We start from the raw sequence: 18,723 nt of genomic DNA on the forward strand, positions 1-18,723 counted from the left end.
AAAGAATAAGAAAAAGTAATGATTTTCTTGTATAAACATCTGATTTATATACGACATTTCTACCAAAGTACCGATATTTGCTTTTAATCAACTCACTTTGATTTATTTTTTTTAATTGTTTTATTTGAAACGTTAATTTGATATTTATGGCCTCCTAATTTAGACCGCAAAGACTTGCAACACATCAATTCTTATTTAAAAGATGTTGATTATTCAATTTACTATTCATTTAACACACAGTCGAACTGACATTCACGTAAACATTTTATATCAAATAGGAGAAATATAGATATGAGTGGAAATATCATAAAGGTTTCAAGAAACACAGACAATGCACCGAAGCGTACCGCCTCTACACAAACCGTCGCTTTCTCTCATTACAATAATATTTCAGCGCAATTACCTGTCGACCCTGAGACAGGCAAACTTGTCACAGGGAGCGTAAAAGAACAGGCATCGCAGTGCCTAGCCAATATTAAAGCCATTGTAGAAAGCATCGATCACGTGATGGACGACGTTGTTAAAATCAATGTATTCCTTAAAAACATCTCAGATACTGACGCTATAAACGATGTCTACGCCACTTTCTTCCAAGGCGATTTTCCTACCCGTACCACGGTCGCGGTTGCGGCTTTGCCTATGAGTGATGCTTTAGTGCAAATGGACGCCCTTATTTCAAACGGCGAAGGCACTGCACCACAAGAGCCTTGCGACCTGATTAAACTGTCAAACAATACTGAGAATGCACCGATAAGCTCTGTCTCGACACAAACCGTCGCTTTTTCACATTACAACAATATATCAGCGCAGCTACCTGTCGACCCTAAAACGGGTGAAATTGTTGAAGGTGGTATAAAAGCGCAGACTAAGCAATGTCTACAAAATATCAAGGCAATCTTAACCAGTATCGATGTTCCTTTTGACGACATTGTCAAAATCAATCTCTTTCTTAAAGACCTTTCGGATATGGATGCAGTAAACGACGTTTATTCCACATTTTTCCCCGACTCGTCAATCGCTCGGAGCGTAGCCTATGTGCCTGCGCGAACCACTGTTGCCGCTTTCGCTTTACCTATGGATGCATTGATACAAATTGATGTCGTTGTGTCTCACGGAGATGGTACTCCACCACAAGCGGTCGAAGACAGACATGGGCTAATTATCAGAGCACACAACACGGAAAATGCACCAAAAAGCACTCTACATACGCAAACAGTCGCTTTTTCCCATTACAATCATATTTCAGGCCAGTTACCTTTAGATCCGAAAACCAGTGAGATGATTTCGGGTGATGTTAATGACCAGGCGAGACAATGCCTAGACAATATCAAGGCCATTGTAGAAAGTGTCGATCACGTGATGGATGACATTGTGAAAATTAATATTCAGCTTAGAGATGTCGCCGATATTGATACCGTCGACGAGGTGTACACCACATTCTTCAGTGGTGACCTTCCAGCAAGAACAACCGTTGGTGTTTCCGCTATCTCTATGGATGCCTTGATTCAGATTGATGCCGTGGTTTCTAACTGTGAAGGAACGCCTCCACAAGCATAACGGACAATTTATTGCTGTCGAGCTGATCACCAATTGATACAAGATGTATTAAATATACGTCAGAAGAACGTGAGAATGATAGGTCTTTTTGACCAACTGTAATCGACTATGGAATAAACAGAAAGGTGGCATGTCTATTATCCGTAAAAAGCTTGTCGATATCTTTGAATTTCTCCTTCAGGAACACATAGATTACTAGTCTGAATCAGAGTTTTACGAGGACTATCGTTAGGGCTTTATTCGCGGAAACAAATGTCGAACTGATCAAAGTTTTAAGCAATAAAAATAATGATCTCACTCTATTCAGACACTTTTTTATTTACCAGAAAGAAAGGCGAACATCGTTCGCCTTTCTTGTTTACAGTATAGAAAAAACTATAATTTAAAAATACTTATCGTTTTATCGAGCTGATTTGATAGATTTTGCAGTTTGGTGCTTGCTTCTTTCAACTGTTCCGCAGTATTCACGGTCTCTTCAGTCAACATACTAATATTCTCAATATTTACGTTAATATTTTCCACCACGGTAGACTGTTCTTCAGTTGCGGTCGCCACTTGAATATTCTGTCCATTTATATGATCGATATGATTGTCTATCTCCATCAACGACTCATTTACTTTATTAGCAGAGTCAACTACAAGTGATGCTTGAGTATTTCCCTGCCCCATAGCCCTTACTGTATTTTGTGATTCGATCTGTAATTTATCAATGACTTCTTGAATTTCTTCTGTTGATTTAGCAGAACGACTCGCTAAGGTTCTCACTTCGTCAGCAACTACAGCGAAACCACGACCATGTTCACCAGCCCTCGCGGCTTCAATCGCGGCATTAAGTGCTAATAAATTGGTTTGTTCGGAAATACTTCGTATTGTTGCTAAAGTAGAACTGATATCATCTATTTCACTAGATAACGTTCCAACCATTTGATTAGCTTGCTCTAATTCAACAGTAAGTGAGCTAATCTGAGATTGTGTTTGTGATATCAACTCCCTTCCATTACGAGAACTTGTTGAAGCCTCATTGGCTGCCTCAGCTGCGCTTGCAGCAGTAGCAGCGATTTCATTTACTGTCATACCAAGTTCACTAGATGCGGTAGCTACCTGTATAGTTCTGTCTTTTTGTGAGCTACAATTGTCTTGAGTCGCGTGCGCTTTTTCTGTCACATTGATAGCCATTTCAGCTAAATCACGCGAATTTGACGCTATATGTGTAATAGAATCATGAACATTGGACAAGAAATGGTTAAAGCTACTCGCTATTTCTGAAAACTCATCTTTACCGTCGATCTGAATTCTTGTGTCCAATGCCATATTAGATGTCGCATAAACAACTGTGTCTCGTAAAGAAGTAACGCTACGACGAATTCCCGAAATTATATACCAAGACACCAATACGGAAATGATAATGCCAGCGATTAAAACGGCCATAAGCTGAGTAGAGCCTGTATTATGTGTTTCCTTACTCATCTTATTTTTTTGCTCTGCCTGTACAAGTAACGCATCTAGAATACTATTTGTTGCCTTTCGCATTACACCATATGACTTGGCATATTTTTCTTTATATATTTTCTGTGCTTCCGACAAATCGCCTTTATCTAATGCGTTGAGCATAGGAATTAGCTCATCTTTAACCATGCTTTCAAAAGCAGAAAGGAGCTTTTGAGCTTCATTTCTCAGATCAGGATTCACTTGACTATCCAGAGCTACTTGCATTGCCTCGCGCATCTCCGGGATATCTTCAGAATGAGCTTCTTGAACCCGTATTTTAATACCTTTTTTATCACGTAATTCGGTCTGTTGTAGAAGCATCATATCAACACCCACACGCAACCTTGGAATTCTTGAGGCAACTTCGGCTAACGCTCGCATTGGTGCAGCAGTGTTATTAAAAAGCATCTCTGATTGCTGTTCCATTTGAGACATTTTAGTGAAGCTGGTCGTACTCAAAACAACCATTGCAATACAAGGAATTACAATGGCAATAATTAGTCGAGATTTTAATGTGAGATTGTTATTTATCATAGAATAATTGTTTTCTTAAGATTCAGGTTTACTTCAATTCATCAATATCATGCTAAACATAAACGAATACTCGGCGGTAGATTCTGTTTATCGGCATAACCATATAAATCTTTAACTGATGTTTATGTTGCCCGTTTAGTACTTTGAAGCATTCTCAAGGTAACTCATTTACTTCAAGCAATTTATGGCAGCATACTTAACTAAATATTCCATCATCGTTTGTTTAAAAAAGAAATAACACACGAGAAACTCACACAACTCCTGGGCTTGTCGTTACTTATTTGTCGATGAAATCATAAATAACTAGATAAACAAGAAACTTACGATTTTCAGGTAGAGAAAAGCCCCATTTCCTTTGAGAGAACTGGGGCCGGTCAGGTCGCAAGCCAGATTGCCTATGTGGAGATCGAGAGAAATAACACATAACTGGCTTAACGATAACATTTTAACGTTCCGTCCTTTGGCAGTGAGAGTGAGAGAGCCGCCGGACTTCTTATTAAAATGCCATTGCCAATATAACTTTACTCAACGTCGGTTCACGTCTGCGCCAACTAATGCAGAGTAATGCTAAATCTGTAATATCAACTACTGAAGCAGCGACAATGCAGAGTTTGGCAATTGTTTCGCTTGAGCAAGTATGGAAGTACCTGCCTGTTGCAAAATTTGGTTTTTCGTAAGTTCCGTCGTTTCTTTGGCAAAATCAGTATCTTTGATCCGGCTCTTCGACGATTCCACGTTTTCTTGAATATTGGACAAGTTATTAATGCTGTGACTAAGCCTGTTTTGTTGTGCACCTAAATCGGCACGCTGGCTGTCAACATAGGTGAGGGCCGCATCAATAACACCAACTGCATTTTGTGAGCCCTTAACGCTTGTCACATCAATATCTTGTGCAGTGGTAACGCGCGCTTCTGAACCTGCGATACCAATCTCTGAAGCAAGTGAGCCTGAAATATCAAGACCACCCGCAATTTTCGGATTCGCCACAAAGAGTTGTAAGTTACCCCCCTCTCCAACGGATGCCGACAATTTGTCTGTCTGCCCATTGATGTAGGTCGCGAGCTCTTCGATGTCATCACCCGCTTTCGCTTGGATGTCTATTACCAGTTCTTCATTATTGGCGTCAGCCGCGAAGGTAAACTTGATATCGAGTTTATCAGCCGGTACACCCCAATCGCTGCCGATGATCTTCCCTTCAGGAAGCTCAGCATTGAATGTCTCACCACCCATGCGGAAATCATCAGCGCGAATGCTGGTCAATCCCATGATCATGGCTTCACCCGAGTTAGCGCCTATCTGGAACGCCGCTTCACCGAAGGAGCCATTCAGAAGTCGACGACCACCAAACGATGTGGTTTCTGCAATACGGTTAAGCTCATCTTGCAGAGCGGTCACTTCTTCGTTTATCGCAACGCGTTCAGACAAAGAGTTAGAACCATTAGCCGATTGAAGTGACAAATCACGCATACGGGTTAGAATTGCCGATGACTCATTCATCGCGCCTTCTGCCGTTTGAGCAATGGAAATACCATCGTTAGCATTACGCATAGCAACATCAAGACCGCGAGATTGCGAGTTCAATCGATTTGAAATTTGTAGGCCCGCAGCGTCATCTTTAGCACTATTTATTTTGTGCCCAGATGACAAACGTTCCATTGACGTGTTTAGATTTTCAGTCGCCTTATTTAAATAGCGCTGAGTCGTCATCGCCGCGACGTTAGTACTTACTGTTACAGCCATTTTATGCTCTCCTATTGAGTTCGCAAGATTTCTGCGAAGCGGTCAGCTTTAGTCTCATTTGGATAAGCACTGACCGTATATTTACTTGCTGAACTAAGTGTCACAGTTCTCACTTAATTCATTACCAATTACTTTGTCTACTTGTATACATTCAAGTAGTGTGCCACTTTTTTATTTTATTTGAAAAAATAAATTTATTGCTTATTTTCAAATACTTACATGGAACACAATTTGAGATATATCTTTATTTGTTCATAGCGGCACTTTGAAAAACGGCAATGATTTGCTGTCTTTTCATGCTATGACAACTATTGCCTCTTTAACTGAATGTCATATAACTGGTCATTGTTCCGCACATATGGCTCTAGCACATATGGCAAAGGAAAATTAGATATAGTTAAATAACGTCAGGTCTTTCGTTTTACCAAAGGCTTTTTGTGACGCCTCCAGTGCAAGCGAGTTCTCATTAAATTCGATCACCGCTTGTGAATAATCAAGATCTTCAAAGGCACTTTTTGACTTTGCTAGTGTTAGCTTAAAATCTTCATGCAAATCCGTTTGAATATCGAGCGTATTCAGACGCGCACCAACATCCGTCCTAGCTTTGCCAAGATGAATAAATGCGGCGTCAAATTCTTTGGTCAATCTATGCAATTCAGCCGTTGCCGACGCATCGGACACCGAGGCATCCGAAAGTTCGATAACTTGTTTGAAGCTGTCAAAAATATTCACGGTTTCTTTGGGTTCTAACGTAAAAGAATCACCCGCCGTTATCTGCCCACGAATCAGAATCGATAAGTCTTCATATTTAATCCCTCTCCTTGGGTCAAATTCTTCTGTTTGTACCGCGCTACCATCTTTGTCTAGTTGGTATCCGTATTTCCCTGTTCCCATATCAACAAAGGTAATCGTATATTGGGAATCATCCGTACTGTCTAAATTGGTTGCGCGCTCGAGCAATAATTCTGATGCAGGTTGTAATTGGTAACTCGGTTTGTAATCACCAAATGGATTATCAACTTCCATATACAACTTACTACCAGGGTCATTCAATGCCATTTCCAATTGATTAGAAATTCTCATCTTGCGCTGATAATCATCACCGGAATAAGTTACATTGTTTTCATTATCTCGAAAGAAAGGTTGATTTTTAGGTTTTGTACCAGCAAAAATATAGTTACCTGACTCATCTTGGCTATTCGCTAGGTTAAGCAGGTTGCTAAAGGTTTCTTGTATCTCTCGGGTTTTCGCTAATCGATCTTCCTCTGAGTGCGAACCATTGATCATCTCCATAACCGTTCTTTTTGCCTGATCCGCGTATTCTTCAGAGTTCGCTACCAACACTTCATGGTGTTCAAGGCGGTTTCGAGTAAGTACGATCGCGTCCATATATTGGCGAAGTTGTTCTGATTGCTGCCCAAGATTTTGAATATAGTGCGTGGCTAGTGGATCATCACTTGCATTGAGTAATTTCTTACCGGAAGCCAATTGCGCTTGGTTGTGGACAATCTTTGCCTCTTGTCTACGAAGATCGTTTTGAACCGCTTGGTAATTATGAAAACTTGATATTCTTCCTACCATCTAATTACCCTCCTACCGCAATGCCAAAATGGTGTTAAACGTATCGTTTGCGGCTTGCATGATACGAGATGAAGCCATATACGATTGCTGGAACTTCATCATATTGGCCGCTTCTTCATCTAAATTTACACCGGAGATTTCGGCAACACGTTCTTGTGCCGATTCGTTTTCAAGACGTGCCACATCTGACAGTCTAGAGGCGGTAGACATCTTCAATCCCATATTGGTATTGAGGTCATGGTAAAGCTGTAAAATAGTAGAGTTATTGTCGTTCAAGTTTTTTGCTGTCTGAAGATCCTGCATTTTGCGTAGATTGCCGTTATCACCTTCTGAAGCAGTAAGGTTTGCCGCAAATCTATCATTTGCAATAGCACCTTTTGTTAGTTCAAAGGTTGTGCCTTGAACAGTAACAGGCCCAGAAGATGGGTAATCTTGTGGTTTTAGCAGTACTTTTCCATCCATATCCAATACGGCAAACTGATCACCTTTTGGAGATATCACCACTTGAAATTCTTTTAGTTCGCCAGCAACTAACACATGAAAATCGGCATCACCTTGCTCAAAAGTAGCTGAACTCTCGTAACTTTGAGCGGCAATAGTTGCCGGATCATTCATGACAACTTTCATCTGTTCCGCACCAAATCTTACCGGACGCAAAATTATTTTTTCACCTGCACGAGGAGAGTTATTCATTTCAACTCTCATACCATCGATATACAGTGCGGAATCTTTAGGTTCTACCTGCACAACCTCTCCGGTTGGCTTAATCACGGTGTAGTCACTACCGTCATATCTAAGATGGTAATCACCTGCATTTATCTTCGAAATATCATCAATATAAACAGCCAAATCGGCTTGAGAGTTTTTCTCCAACGTAACTCGAGATTTCGCGACACGTTCGGAGTTCACATCGGTAAACACAAGAGAACCGATATCGCCTTTTAAATCTAAACCTTGAGCTTGTAGCTCATTAACCGCATAAGAGATAGAAGTAGCAACGCGTCCCAATTCATCCTGCACATAAGGAATAAATTCATCTCTCACTCTAAACAGAGACTCTAGTTTGCCGTCTATGCCTTTGTGATTAATCGCTTTTATTCCTTTGCCTTCGATTAACGCGAGTTCGCGCTGCTGTGGGTCGGGTGAACCATCAATCATGGTCAATCGACTCGATTCCACCCCAGAAACGAGATTATGTCCGCTACCAATATGTATATTGAAACCTTCGTTATTGTTGCGAGGCGTAACCGTTACTTTTGTGTATTCCGATAGCTCTTTTACTAACTTTTCATGCTTATCCATCAAGTCATTGTGCGGACCAGGAGTACGCATCATCAATCTATGTAAATCTTTGATATCACTACCAATTTGATTTATTCTCTCGACAGATAGGTCAAGTTTTTTATTAATATTTGAAGACTGCTGACGCACCGTTTCGTAAAACGTATTAAGATTTTGGCTGACCAGTCCTGCCTTCTCTAACACCACTTTACGTGCGCCCATGTCATTAGGGGAATCGGCTAACGTTTTGACTGAATCGAACCACTCATTAATATTTTCTGGTATTTTTTTCGAAGCAAGCGAAGAGAGCATGCTCGTCAACATACCCAAGTTTTCTTCATCATCTTCACGTAACGCTTTGCTTGTTGTTGAAACATTAAGTTCGTTGACGGCAAATTGATCCCAAGAGCGGCGAACATTTTCCACATGCACACCCATGCCATAAGTTTCACCACCATATTGGCGAGGCGAATTTGTCCCCTGGATTACCGATTGGCGACTATAGCCTTCGGTATTCGCATTCGATATGTTATGACCAGTGGTGTTGAGTTGTCTCTGAGCGGTTAATACGCTCTGAGTACCAACATTCAACAAGTCCGACGCCATAATGCCCCCAGTGAAACTGCTTAAAAATGAATGTTTTTGATTAACTTAATGAGTATGTAGCAAGGTGTGTGCCAAGTTCGTGATTTGCGGAGGTCGCATCAATTTGAGGGGGAAATAAACATAAGAATCTGTAACGTCAGAAGAAGGGCAATACAATAAAAAAGAAGCGTTGCCGCTTCTTTTCGTTACATCTTGTCGATTCGTTCTTTAACTTGCAAAACTTTGTCCGCATACGCTGGATCCGTTGCATAACCTGCTTGATGCAAGCCTCTAATAAACGATTCAGAGTTATTGTTCTGTGAAAGCGTTGTTTCGTATCGTGGATTCTGGTTAAGAAAACGAACGAAATCGTTAAAGCTCTCTTCGTAGGTATCGTAAGAGCGGAATGCCGCTTTCTCTTTCACTGGTACATTGTCATGAAACTCTAAGGTTTGAGTCGCAATTTTGTCGCCTTTCCAGCTTCTATCTGCTTTGATATTAAAAAGATTGTTGCTGCTACCAAGCGAGTTTTGAATCACTTTATTACCCCAACCAGTTTCCAACGCGGCTTGAGCGATAAGGATAGAAGGATCGATACCAAGCGCTTTGGCGGCTCTATCAGCGTAAGGTTGCAGAGACTGCACAAAATGCTCTGGGCTATCAAATCTGCCATTGGATTGAACTTTATTAGCCGCCATAACGGAAAGTGCTTCATCCGCTACTTCACCCGCTTTTGATTGTTCTACCGGCAAGCGTAACGACGTATCAAGAGCCGCATTACGCATGACCAGTTCACTATCATCTGTTTTTGCACCAGAACTTAATTGAGCAACAATCATATCCGCAAGCCCCAAAGAACCTGTGGCACTGAGTTCACTGGCCATCTGTTCATCTTGCATTTGACGATAGAAATCTTGATTTTGGCTTTTCATCAAATCAGATTCAAAAGCAGAATTAGCATCGCGCATTGACTTGAAAAGCATAGCGGTAAAAATGGATTCAAACTGTTTTGCCGCCGCTTTTAACGCCTCTTTCTTATCCCCATCATCACTGCTCACTGCGTCTTGACGAAGCTTGTCTAAGCTTGCAATATCGTGAATAAAGCCGATGTCATTTGCATTATTTATCATCATGTTATCCTTAAATAATAATGAGTTGACCTTCGATCGCGCCCGCTTGCTTTAACGCCTGTAAAATGGCCATTAAATCAGACGGTGCCGCACCCACTTCATTCACCGCTCTCACCAAGTCATCCAGAGTAAGCCCCGGCTGGAAATTGAACATCTTGCCTTGCTTCTCTGTCACTTCAATCGTTGAGTCCGGTGTAACCACCGTTTGACCGCCAGCGAATGCGTTCGGTTGACTCACATTTAGATTCTCTTTAATCGCAACCGTCATTCCACCATGGGTAACTGCAGCGGCTTTTAGCCTTACGTGCTGCCCGACAACAATCGTCCCTGTTCTTGAATTAACAATGATCTTTGCTGCACCGTCTGCTGGGTTAAATTCAAGATTCTCGATAGCAGAAAGAAATGCGACACGCTGACTTACATCACGAGGTGCTCTAACACGAACAGACGTAGAATCAATAGCCGACGCCATTTGCGGGCCAAGGAAACTATTCACGGCATCCGCCAAACGTTGAGCCGTTGTAAAATCTGACTCGACCAAATTAAACGTTATAAAGTCACCACGACCAAATGGGCTTGGAATTTCACGTTCCACACTTGCGCCACTGGAAATGAGACCAACCGTTGGATTATTACCCACTAATTTTGAACCATCAGCGCCTTCCGCACTGAATCCACTCACTACAAGGTTACCTTGGGCAATCGCATAAACTTCACCATCCAAACCTTTTAGGAAGGTTTGGATTAATGTTCCACCGCGTAGACTTTTTGCTGAGCCGATAGACGAAACCGTGACATCCACTTTTTGACCCTGTTTTGAAAATGCAGGTAATTCAGCCGTCACGATAACGGCGGCCACATTCTTCGTTTTAGGCTTAGTGCCGGGTGGCAATTGTATGCCAAAATTTTGCAACATCGCGTTGAAGCTCTGGTCGGTAAACGGTGTAGACTCACCCGTACCTGGTAAACCAGTGACCAAACCATAACCGACTAATTGGTTACTACGAACCCCCGCTACCTCTGCGACGTCTTTAATTCGTGCGGCATAAGCAGACGTTGCCATCATTGCTATACCTACTACCATTACCGCTAACTTGTTCATCGCATAAGCCTTATGTTAACCGTCAAATCTTCGACTATCCCGCTCTATTATAGAGAGACATTAAAGAATCGTGCCAAGAAACCAGGTTCTTGCATATCTTGTTGTGTTCCGGTACCAGAATAACGAATTCGAGCGTTAGAAATTCGATTTGATGCAATGGTATTGTCAAAGCTAATATCATCCGGTCGAATTGTGCCACTTAAACGAATGTATTCATCTCCAGCGTTCAATGTTAACCATTTTTCCCCTCGAATCACCAAGTTGCCATTGGCCAATACCTCAATAACCTCGACGGTAATAGAACCACTTAAGCTGTTACTCTGATTGGCTGTCGCTTCACCACTGAATTTATTGTCATTACTTAACTCATAAGAAAAATCATAGTCGCCAATCGTCAGTGGCTTGCCACCAACAGCAAGTGGGTCCATTGACGAATCATTGCTCTTAGTAAGATCAGCATCGGCACTTTTCGCCGCCTTGGTCTGTTCTTCCATCATCACAGTGACAATATCGCCAATACCACGAGGTTTGGAATCATCGTATAGATTGGTAGCAAAACCAGTATTAAAAAGCGATCCTGTCGCCGCTGCATAATGTTCAGGTTTGTCTTTTGGATGAATAGGAGCCCAAGCTGGGTCACCCGCAATAGGGTCATCTCGAGTTCTCAATGCATCAATAAGACCAGAGTCTTCTGCTTCTGACTGATCACCTTCAACGGCGTCAACTAAGGTTGTACTCTGTTCTACGTCGGTGCCTTCGTCAGTTGGCGATAACATAGTGCAACCCGACATTGTCATGATCAAAACTAACCCAAATATACGTTTCATAGCGACTTACTCATCTCAATTTATGACTTACGTTATAACTGTTGATTCACAAAGCTCTGCATCTTATCTACCGCAGAGATGACTTTTGAATTCATTTCGTAAACGCGTTGGGCCTCAATCATGTTCACCAACTCTTCCGTCACATTCACGTTGGAAGTCTCTAGCATCGATTGACGAACTGAACCTAAACCATCTAAGCCAGGTACACCCTCGGTCGGCTCACCACTTGCTCCGGTCGGTAAATAAAGGTTCTGACCAATCGGTTCTAAACCACCTGGGTTAATAAAATCGACCGTCGTTATTTGACCAACGACTTGGTTATCTTGCTGTCCTCTAAGTCGAACAGACACTTCACCATCATTGCCAATAGTGATAGAGATAGAATCATCGGGAATGATAATTTCAGGATCCAACGAATAGCCAGACCCTGAAGTGACAATTGCCCCCTCGTCATTGAGTGTGAACTGACCATTTCGGCTATAACCCATGTTGCCGTCTGGCAAGACGATTTGGAAGAAACCATCCCCTTCTATCATCATATCTAGTGAGTTAGTCGTGGTCTGCGCATTACCATTGGTATGTATCTTTTGCGTTGCGACGACTTTAGAACCCGCACCTAACATAAGGCCACTCGGCAACTCAGTATTTTGTGATGATTGGCCGCCAGGCTGATTAATATTCTGATAAAAGAGATCCTCAAAAACAGGTCGGCTCTTTTTGTAGCCAATGGTTGAGGCGTTAGCCAAGTTGTTTGATATGGTCGAAATGTTCGTTTGTTGAGCATCTAAACCTGTTTTACTTACCCATAATGCCGGATGCATAACTAATCCCCTTCACTCAATCCGTTAGCTCATACGTAACAGAGAGTCAGATGCTTTATCCATCTCTTCTGCGCTGCTCATCAGTTTTACTTGCATCTCAAACTGACGCTGTATATCGATCAAACTTGTCATTTCGCCAATGGCGCTTACGTTACTGCCTTCGACAGCACCAGTCATAATGCTCACACCTGCATCTGCTTCGAAAAACTGGTTTGGATCTTTTGCTTTGAATAAACCATTAGAATCTTTGAATAGGTCGCGGTTGTTTGGACGTGACAACTTAATACGGTCCACTTCTTCCATTGCATTGGGTGGCGCACCTTTAGGCAATACCGAAATCGTACCATCTCGACCAATCTCAATTTTCGCAATTGGAACGGGTAAGGTTATTGGCGCGCCAGATTCTCCGAGCACTAGATGACCAGTGCCATTCGTCAACAATCCTGACTCGTCAATATGTAGATTGCCGTTACGAGTTAAGCCTTCTTTACCTGTTTTATCTAATACCGATATCCAACCATCACCCTCAATCGTGACATCGAGATCACGACCTGTGGTAATAACACTACCTTGTGCAAAATTTTGGCCTGGGCGTTCTGTCATGCTAAATACACGAGACGGCAAACCCTCACCGTAGGCTTGCATAGAACGAGCTTGTGCGAGATCGGCACGAAAACCTGTTGTACTCACGTTTGCTAGGTTGTTCGCTCTTAATTGCATCTCTTGCATGTTTTGCTTAGCGCCACTCATGGCAAGAAACAGTGCACGATCCATAATTTTGCTCCAAAAATTCAGTTACTGAACCTAATAAAGCAATAGACGTGCCAATTATTTTTATTTATAAAAAACAACAAGATAAGTAAAGAATTAGAAAAGAGTCGCTACATGGCAGATGAAGAAGGGAAGTTTGCTGCCTGTGCGGCAACGACACCCAAACGCTATAAAACGATTGGGTGTCTCAGAAGATTGCGTTAACGGATTTGCAAAATAGTCTGTTGAGTCTGGTTATGTACTTCTAGCGAACGGGAGTTTGCTTGGAAGTTACGTTGCGCAGAAATCAAATCCACTAACTCTTGTGTCATATCAATGTTTGACTGCTCTAATGTACCATTAGAAATGGTGCCATATGACCCTTTGTTAGACTCACCCCAAATTTTCTCACCAGAGAACTGAGTGGAATCCCACTGAGTGCCTCCTTTTTTGTCCAGACCTTGTTCGTTAGCAACGCGTACTAATGCGACTCGACCTAACGTGACGTTCTCACCGTTAGAATAAGTCCCTAAAATACTGCCGTTTTCATCAAAGTCTAGCTTAGTAAGGAAACCTGTTGTAGCGCCATCTTCATCAAATTTGGTCAATTCAAATGGAGCAGCAAACTGTGTCGCGCCATCCAGTTTAAATGACATTAATTGCGTTGTATCGGCACCATTCAAGTCTATTGCATTTGGCCCTACACCTAGCTGTTCAGTAACGATATTATTACCGCCGTTGATACTAGCAAGTGTACCGTCTGTATTGAACTTGACTGTATGTCCAATATGACCGGCCGCATTTTGCGCATCACCACCGGTAATATTCAGCGGTTTTTCACCAACTTTGTCCGTGACCGTATAATACGTTTGCCATGTGTTGGGCTGGGTCATATCTTTCAAATAATACGATGACAATTTGTAAGACTGGCCCATCGAATCATAGATGGTTGAGGAAGTTGAGCGGTTATATGTCTCTTTATCTGAAAAATCAAACAAAGCTGGATCTTTTAAGTCACCATTCGCCGGTAAATTTACACCCACTTCTACGTTTGCCGTCTGTTTCGGTTTACCAAACTCAGGCGGAACTTGAAGAGGCGATGGCTCATATGACAGTACATCACCGGTATTCTTATTCACCTGATAACCTAATAGAAACTCTTCATCAGAAGTGACCATATAGTTATCTTTGTTCAGGTGAAAAGCTCCATTTCGAGTTATTTCATTTTGCTGCGGAACCATACGATCTTTTGATACAGCAAAGAAACCTGTACCACCAATGCGTAAGTCCATAGGGTTGTTAGTATAAACACTAGAACCTTCATGGAATTGCTGAGCAACCTTACTTGGTTGAACACCGCCACCAGGCGTGGTTTTTGCGTTAGTAAATACTGAACTCGAATACACATCACCAAATTCTGCACGCGACTCTTTAAAGCCAAAAGTGTTTGCGTTAGCAATGTTGTTACTGGTTGTATTTAGATCCAATTGAGCAGCGGATAAACCGCTTAAAGCTACATATGACATTTCAATTTCCTCTTATCTAGCTAGCGTTTACGCTTTGCCAACTTCTAGTACTTCAGCAAGTTTAACTGGCGATTCAAAGCCAGCCAGATTGAGCAGTACATTCCCATCGCCTTTACCTAAAAGAACACTATTCACATTCGCATAAGTCGAAACTTCAAACTCTGTGCTTTGTCCTTCCATTAGGCCACCGGCTTTAACATTATATTTACCGGCTGGCGTCGGAACACCGTTTTCGTCTTTACCGTCCCATTCAACACGGCTATCACCCGCTGGGGTAGCACCAACATCAAGTGTTCGCACTAACTGGCCAAGTTCATTCTCGATTCTGACAAAAAGATTATCGACAGACTGAGGTAACTTAACCATGGCCGCCATGCCAGCGTTTTCCGCTTTAAGGCCTGCGACACCAGGAACCAATACATCACGCCCTACCAGCGTTGAAGCTTGTAATGCTTGATTAGAGGTCATCGATGAATTTAAGTTTTCAAACTGTCCATTCATCTGATTGATGCCATCAACGGTCGCAAATGAAGCCATTTGCGCAATCATCTGGTCATTGCCGACCGGCTTAAAGGGGTCTTGTTGAGCAAGTTGCTTAGTGAGCAATGATAAGAAGTCCTCTTGTTTGAGTTCTTGCTTACCTGTTGTCTCAGTGGGCTTTTTTTGATCTTGAAGCGCTTTAAGCTGGTCTACATAGGACAAGCCGCTCTGACCAACGTCGTTGATTGCCATTACGCTATCTCCTTATCCTTATTGACCCATCTGCAGCGTACGCAGCAGCATTTGTTTACTTGCATCTGCAACCTGGACATTCGTTTGATATGAACGGGAAGCAGAAATCATATTTGCCATTTCTTCCATTACATTAACGTTTGGCTTGTAAATATAGCCTTCATCGTTAGCGAGTGGATGCTCGGGGTTATACTCCGCTTGAAGAGGCTTATCGCTCTCGACAATTCCTAACACCTTAACCGGAACATTATGATCACGGTTAAAACCGGCCTTATTTAACTCTGCACCAAATACAGCATGACGAGCTCTATATGTCTCTTTTGCTGAGCCACTAATGCTGTCTGCATTGGCAAGGTTACTTGAGGTTGTATTTAGACGAACAGACTCAGCACTCATCGCAGAACCCGTCACATTGAATACGTTAAATAAACTCATCTAATTATTCCCCTCTTATTGCCTTGGTTAAATTCTTAAATTTACCACCTAAGAAATCTAGTGATGCTTGGTGTCTGATCTGGTTCTGCATAAACAAGTTACGCTCCAGATCCACATCTACAGTATTGCCATCACCAGTGTCAGGCTGTGTAGGAACTCGGTACTTCACATCCCCAGTCACATTGGAAGAGGCAGCGATATGCCGCTCGTTGGTACGATTAAGACCAAAGTTTGCCTCTGACGTTGCCGCCTGAAGTGCTCTTTGAAAATCCATTCCTTTTGACTTATAGCCCGGCGTATTCGCTTGCGCAATGTTTGTAGAGATTATCTCTGCATTGCGTTCACGTGTACCAACAGTATGTTGGTGAATACCTAAAGCGTTGTTAAAAGAAATGGCCATGCCGTACCTCTACCATAAAAATGACTTACTACTGAAATTAAAAGCAATCTTCATGCCAAAAAACAAAAACACGTCAATTTCTTCTTTTCTCAGTGATGCAACGAATTGTTGCAAGTAAACATTTGCAACAATTAAGCCAAGAAGTTGAACTCTATTTGAAATGTCGATCTAAGAATAGCGGAATGTAGCGAGAAGGGCGAATCTTAACAAAATCGTATTTAGACTTTAGTAGTCAATGAAATCAATTCCAATAACTATTCGGTTAAAATAAGTTCGATTCTACGAGCCAAGCAAAAATGAAAAAGGAGCGGCATAATGGCCACTCCTATCTTTTTAATCTTCAGTGTTATTACATTTCAATCTATTTAAGTTTATAGATAATACCCGGATTACACCTCACCATTTCAAAACGGTCAGTGAGCCCAGTTAACGATTCTGAAGCACCCAATAACAAATACCCTCCAGGGTTCAGCGAGTTGGCTATTGAGTTAAGAACTTGAGACTTCATATCAGGCGAAAAATAGATAAGAACATTTCGACAAAAAACAATGTCAAACTTTCCTAATAGCACATAGCTTTCCATTAAATTCTGAGGGCGAAAATTAACGAATCGCTTAACGTTATCTTTGACTTTCATTCTGCCGTCGCCTGCATCTTCAAAATAGGTACGTCGACGTTCAGGGGAAAGTCCTCTTCCCAGCGCTAAACTATCATAGACACCAGCGCGGCACATATCGAGCATACTGGCAGAAATATCCGTCGCAGTTATAGAAACATTTGGAATTAAACCCGGTCTCTTTTGCTGGGTCTCCAATATTGTCATTGCCATTGAATACGCTTCTTGACCAGAAGAGCTCGCTGCTGACCAGATCTTAATTGGTCTTTTACGCTCAGCGGCTTCTGGTAAAAGCTTCTCTGCCAACACAGTAAAGGGGTAACCATCACGAAACCATAGCGTTTCATTCGTTGTCATTGCATCTACTGCTGCAATCCGCAATTCGCGGTTTCTACCTGTGACCACATTTTTCAATAAATCAGATAACGAATCGAGCTTAAACTTATTAACTAGCGGGCTCAAACGGCTACGCACAAGGTATTGCTTGCTGTCACCTAATACGATGCCGCATTGTGATTCCAGAAAGCGGCTAAAGTCACGGTACTCTTGATCACTTATCGTAATAGCTGTCATTAATTTCTCTTTATTATTTTACTACTGCTGCTTTTACTGCTGCACCCAACTCATCAGGGTTAAACTTAGCGATAAATTCATTGGCACCTACACGTTCTACCATAGCTTGGTTAAATACACCACTCAGAGAGGTATGCAAAATGATATGTAGATCTTTTAGGTCTGGGTGTCTTCGAACTTCCGCCGTTAACGTATAACCATCCATTTCAGGCATTTCGATATCCGAGATGACCAGAGAAATCTGTTCGTAAATACTACCTTCTGAGGCCATTTCCACGAGTTTATCATACGCTTCCTTGCCATCTTTAACTAAAACGGCTTCAAATCCAATAGATTCAACCGCTCTTTGCACCTGTTTTCGTGCAACGGTCGAGTCATCTGCTATCAGTATACGGCGAACAATTTGTTTTTCTGCTTTTTGTTCTGCGTCAGCAATTTCTTGCGCTATATCCGTGCTCATTTCTTCTTCAACTGGCGATATCTCAGCCAAGATTTTTTCGACATCTAATATCTCTACCAGCTCGTTGTCTATATTGGTTACGGCTGTTAGGTAATGAGCACTACCTGCCCCGTCCGGTGGAGGAAGTATGGCTTCCCAATGCATATTTATAATGCGTTCAACAGACGTGACCAAGAAACCCTGTACCGTTCTGTTAAACTCAGAAATAACGACAAAACAATTTGCTAGATCGGTTGTAGGTCGTCCACCAATTGCCAAGCTCAAGTCTATAACTGAAATCGTATTCCCACGTATATGCGCAACCCCAACAACGAGTGGATTCAAGTTAGGCATTGATGTAAGTCTAGGGCATTGGAGCACTTCTTTCACTTTAAATACGTTTATACCGTATCTTTGACGTCCCATAAGTCGAAATGTCAGTAGCTCTAATCTATTCTGACCTACTAATTGTGTACGTTGATTCACTGAATCCATAATACCGGTCATAAACTCAACTCCATTTAAAAACTTCTGAATAAAAAAATGTTAACCTAATTGAGCCATTTTACAAGAAAGCACAATATGGATGCTGTAATAAGGGAATTC

16 protein-coding genes are annotated in these 18,723 nt (G+C 41.9%); 1 reads left to right on the forward strand and 15 read right to left on the reverse strand.

Annotated elements, in window-relative coordinates; all coding sequences use genetic code 11:
* The first annotated feature begins 291 nt into the window (after positions 1 to 291).
* Positions 292 to 1,557: a Rid family hydrolase gene (locus L3V77_RS12665; protein ID WP_275134488.1), complete on the forward strand. Its 1,266-nt coding sequence runs from the start codon at positions 292 to 294 to the stop codon at positions 1,555 to 1,557.
* A gap of 375 nt (positions 1,558 to 1,932) precedes the next feature.
* Here L3V77_RS12665 and L3V77_RS12670 read toward each other — a convergent pair whose 3' ends face one another.
* From L3V77_RS12670 to L3V77_RS12740, 15 genes are all read right to left on the reverse strand, one after another.
* A complete protein-coding gene (locus L3V77_RS12670) occupies positions 1,933 to 3,579 on the reverse strand; it encodes a methyl-accepting chemotaxis protein (RefSeq protein ID WP_275134489.1) in 1,647 nt (548 codons plus the stop codon).
* A 585-nt stretch (positions 3,580 to 4,164) separates the two neighbouring features.
* A complete protein-coding gene (locus L3V77_RS12675; protein WP_195703970.1) occupies positions 4,165 to 5,319 on the reverse strand; it encodes a flagellin in 1,155 nt (384 codons plus the stop codon).
* 387 nt (positions 5,320 to 5,706) lie between these two features.
* Positions 5,707 to 6,900 carry a flagellar hook-associated protein FlgL gene (flgL, locus tag L3V77_RS12680; RefSeq protein WP_275134490.1) on the reverse strand — a complete coding sequence of 398 codons (1,194 nt, stop codon included), beginning with the start codon at positions 6,898 to 6,900 and terminating at the stop codon, positions 5,707 to 5,709.
* A gap of 12 nt (positions 6,901 to 6,912) precedes the next feature.
* Positions 6,913 to 8,787, reverse strand: a complete 1,875-nt coding sequence (gene flgK / locus L3V77_RS12685) for a flagellar hook-associated protein FlgK (RefSeq protein ID WP_275134491.1) — start codon at positions 8,785 to 8,787, stop codon at positions 6,913 to 6,915.
* A 185-nt stretch (positions 8,788 to 8,972) separates the two neighbouring features.
* The gene (gene flgJ, locus L3V77_RS12690) at positions 8,973 to 9,896 is read right to left on the reverse strand and encodes a flagellar assembly peptidoglycan hydrolase FlgJ (protein WP_275136761.1); all 924 of its coding nucleotides are present in this window, start codon (positions 9,894 to 9,896) and stop codon (positions 8,973 to 8,975) included.
* 10 nt (positions 9,897 to 9,906) lie between these two features.
* On the reverse strand, positions 9,907 to 10,998 hold the full coding sequence (locus tag L3V77_RS12695) for a flagellar basal body P-ring protein FlgI (protein WP_275134492.1): 1,092 nt from the start codon (positions 10,996 to 10,998) through the stop codon (positions 9,907 to 9,909).
* A gap of 47 nt (positions 10,999 to 11,045) precedes the next feature.
* Positions 11,046 to 11,825 carry a flagellar basal body L-ring protein FlgH gene (gene flgH, locus L3V77_RS12700; protein WP_275134493.1) on the reverse strand — a complete coding sequence of 260 codons (780 nt, stop codon included), beginning with the start codon at positions 11,823 to 11,825 and terminating at the stop codon, positions 11,046 to 11,048.
* Positions 11,826 to 11,857: 32 nt separating this feature from the next.
* Complete coding sequence (flgG, locus tag L3V77_RS12705; RefSeq protein ID WP_195703975.1) at positions 11,858 to 12,646, reverse strand: flagellar basal-body rod protein FlgG; 789 nt, start codon at positions 12,644 to 12,646, stop codon at positions 11,858 to 11,860.
* Positions 12,647 to 12,670: 24 nt separating this feature from the next.
* Positions 12,671 to 13,420, reverse strand: a complete 750-nt coding sequence (locus L3V77_RS12710; protein ID WP_275134494.1) for a flagellar basal body rod protein FlgF — start codon at positions 13,418 to 13,420, stop codon at positions 12,671 to 12,673.
* A gap of 197 nt (positions 13,421 to 13,617) precedes the next feature.
* Positions 13,618 to 14,922, reverse strand: a complete 1,305-nt coding sequence (gene flgE / locus L3V77_RS12715; protein ID WP_275134495.1) for a flagellar hook protein FlgE — start codon at positions 14,920 to 14,922, stop codon at positions 13,618 to 13,620.
* A gap of 27 nt (positions 14,923 to 14,949) precedes the next feature.
* A complete protein-coding gene (locus L3V77_RS12720; RefSeq protein ID WP_275134496.1) occupies positions 14,950 to 15,654 on the reverse strand; it encodes a flagellar hook assembly protein FlgD in 705 nt (234 codons plus the stop codon).
* An 18-nt stretch (positions 15,655 to 15,672) separates the two neighbouring features.
* Complete coding sequence (gene flgC / locus L3V77_RS12725) at positions 15,673 to 16,089, reverse strand: flagellar basal body rod protein FlgC (RefSeq protein WP_195703979.1); 417 nt, start codon at positions 16,087 to 16,089, stop codon at positions 15,673 to 15,675.
* A 4-nt stretch (positions 16,090 to 16,093) separates the two neighbouring features.
* Positions 16,094 to 16,489, reverse strand: a complete 396-nt coding sequence (gene flgB, locus L3V77_RS12730) for a flagellar basal body rod protein FlgB (protein ID WP_195703980.1) — start codon at positions 16,487 to 16,489, stop codon at positions 16,094 to 16,096.
* A gap of 361 nt (positions 16,490 to 16,850) precedes the next feature.
* Positions 16,851 to 17,678, reverse strand: coding sequence for a protein-glutamate O-methyltransferase (locus L3V77_RS12735; protein ID WP_275134497.1), 828 nt, complete (start codon positions 17,676 to 17,678; stop codon positions 16,851 to 16,853).
* A 13-nt stretch (positions 17,679 to 17,691) separates the two neighbouring features.
* A complete protein-coding gene (locus tag L3V77_RS12740; protein ID WP_195703982.1) occupies positions 17,692 to 18,624 on the reverse strand; it encodes a chemotaxis protein CheV in 933 nt (310 codons plus the stop codon).
* Between the last annotated feature and the right edge of the window lie 99 nt (positions 18,625 to 18,723).

Source organism: Vibrio sp. DW001 (genome assembly GCF_029016285.1).
Classification (GTDB): Bacteria; Pseudomonadota; Gammaproteobacteria; order Enterobacterales; family Vibrionaceae; genus Vibrio.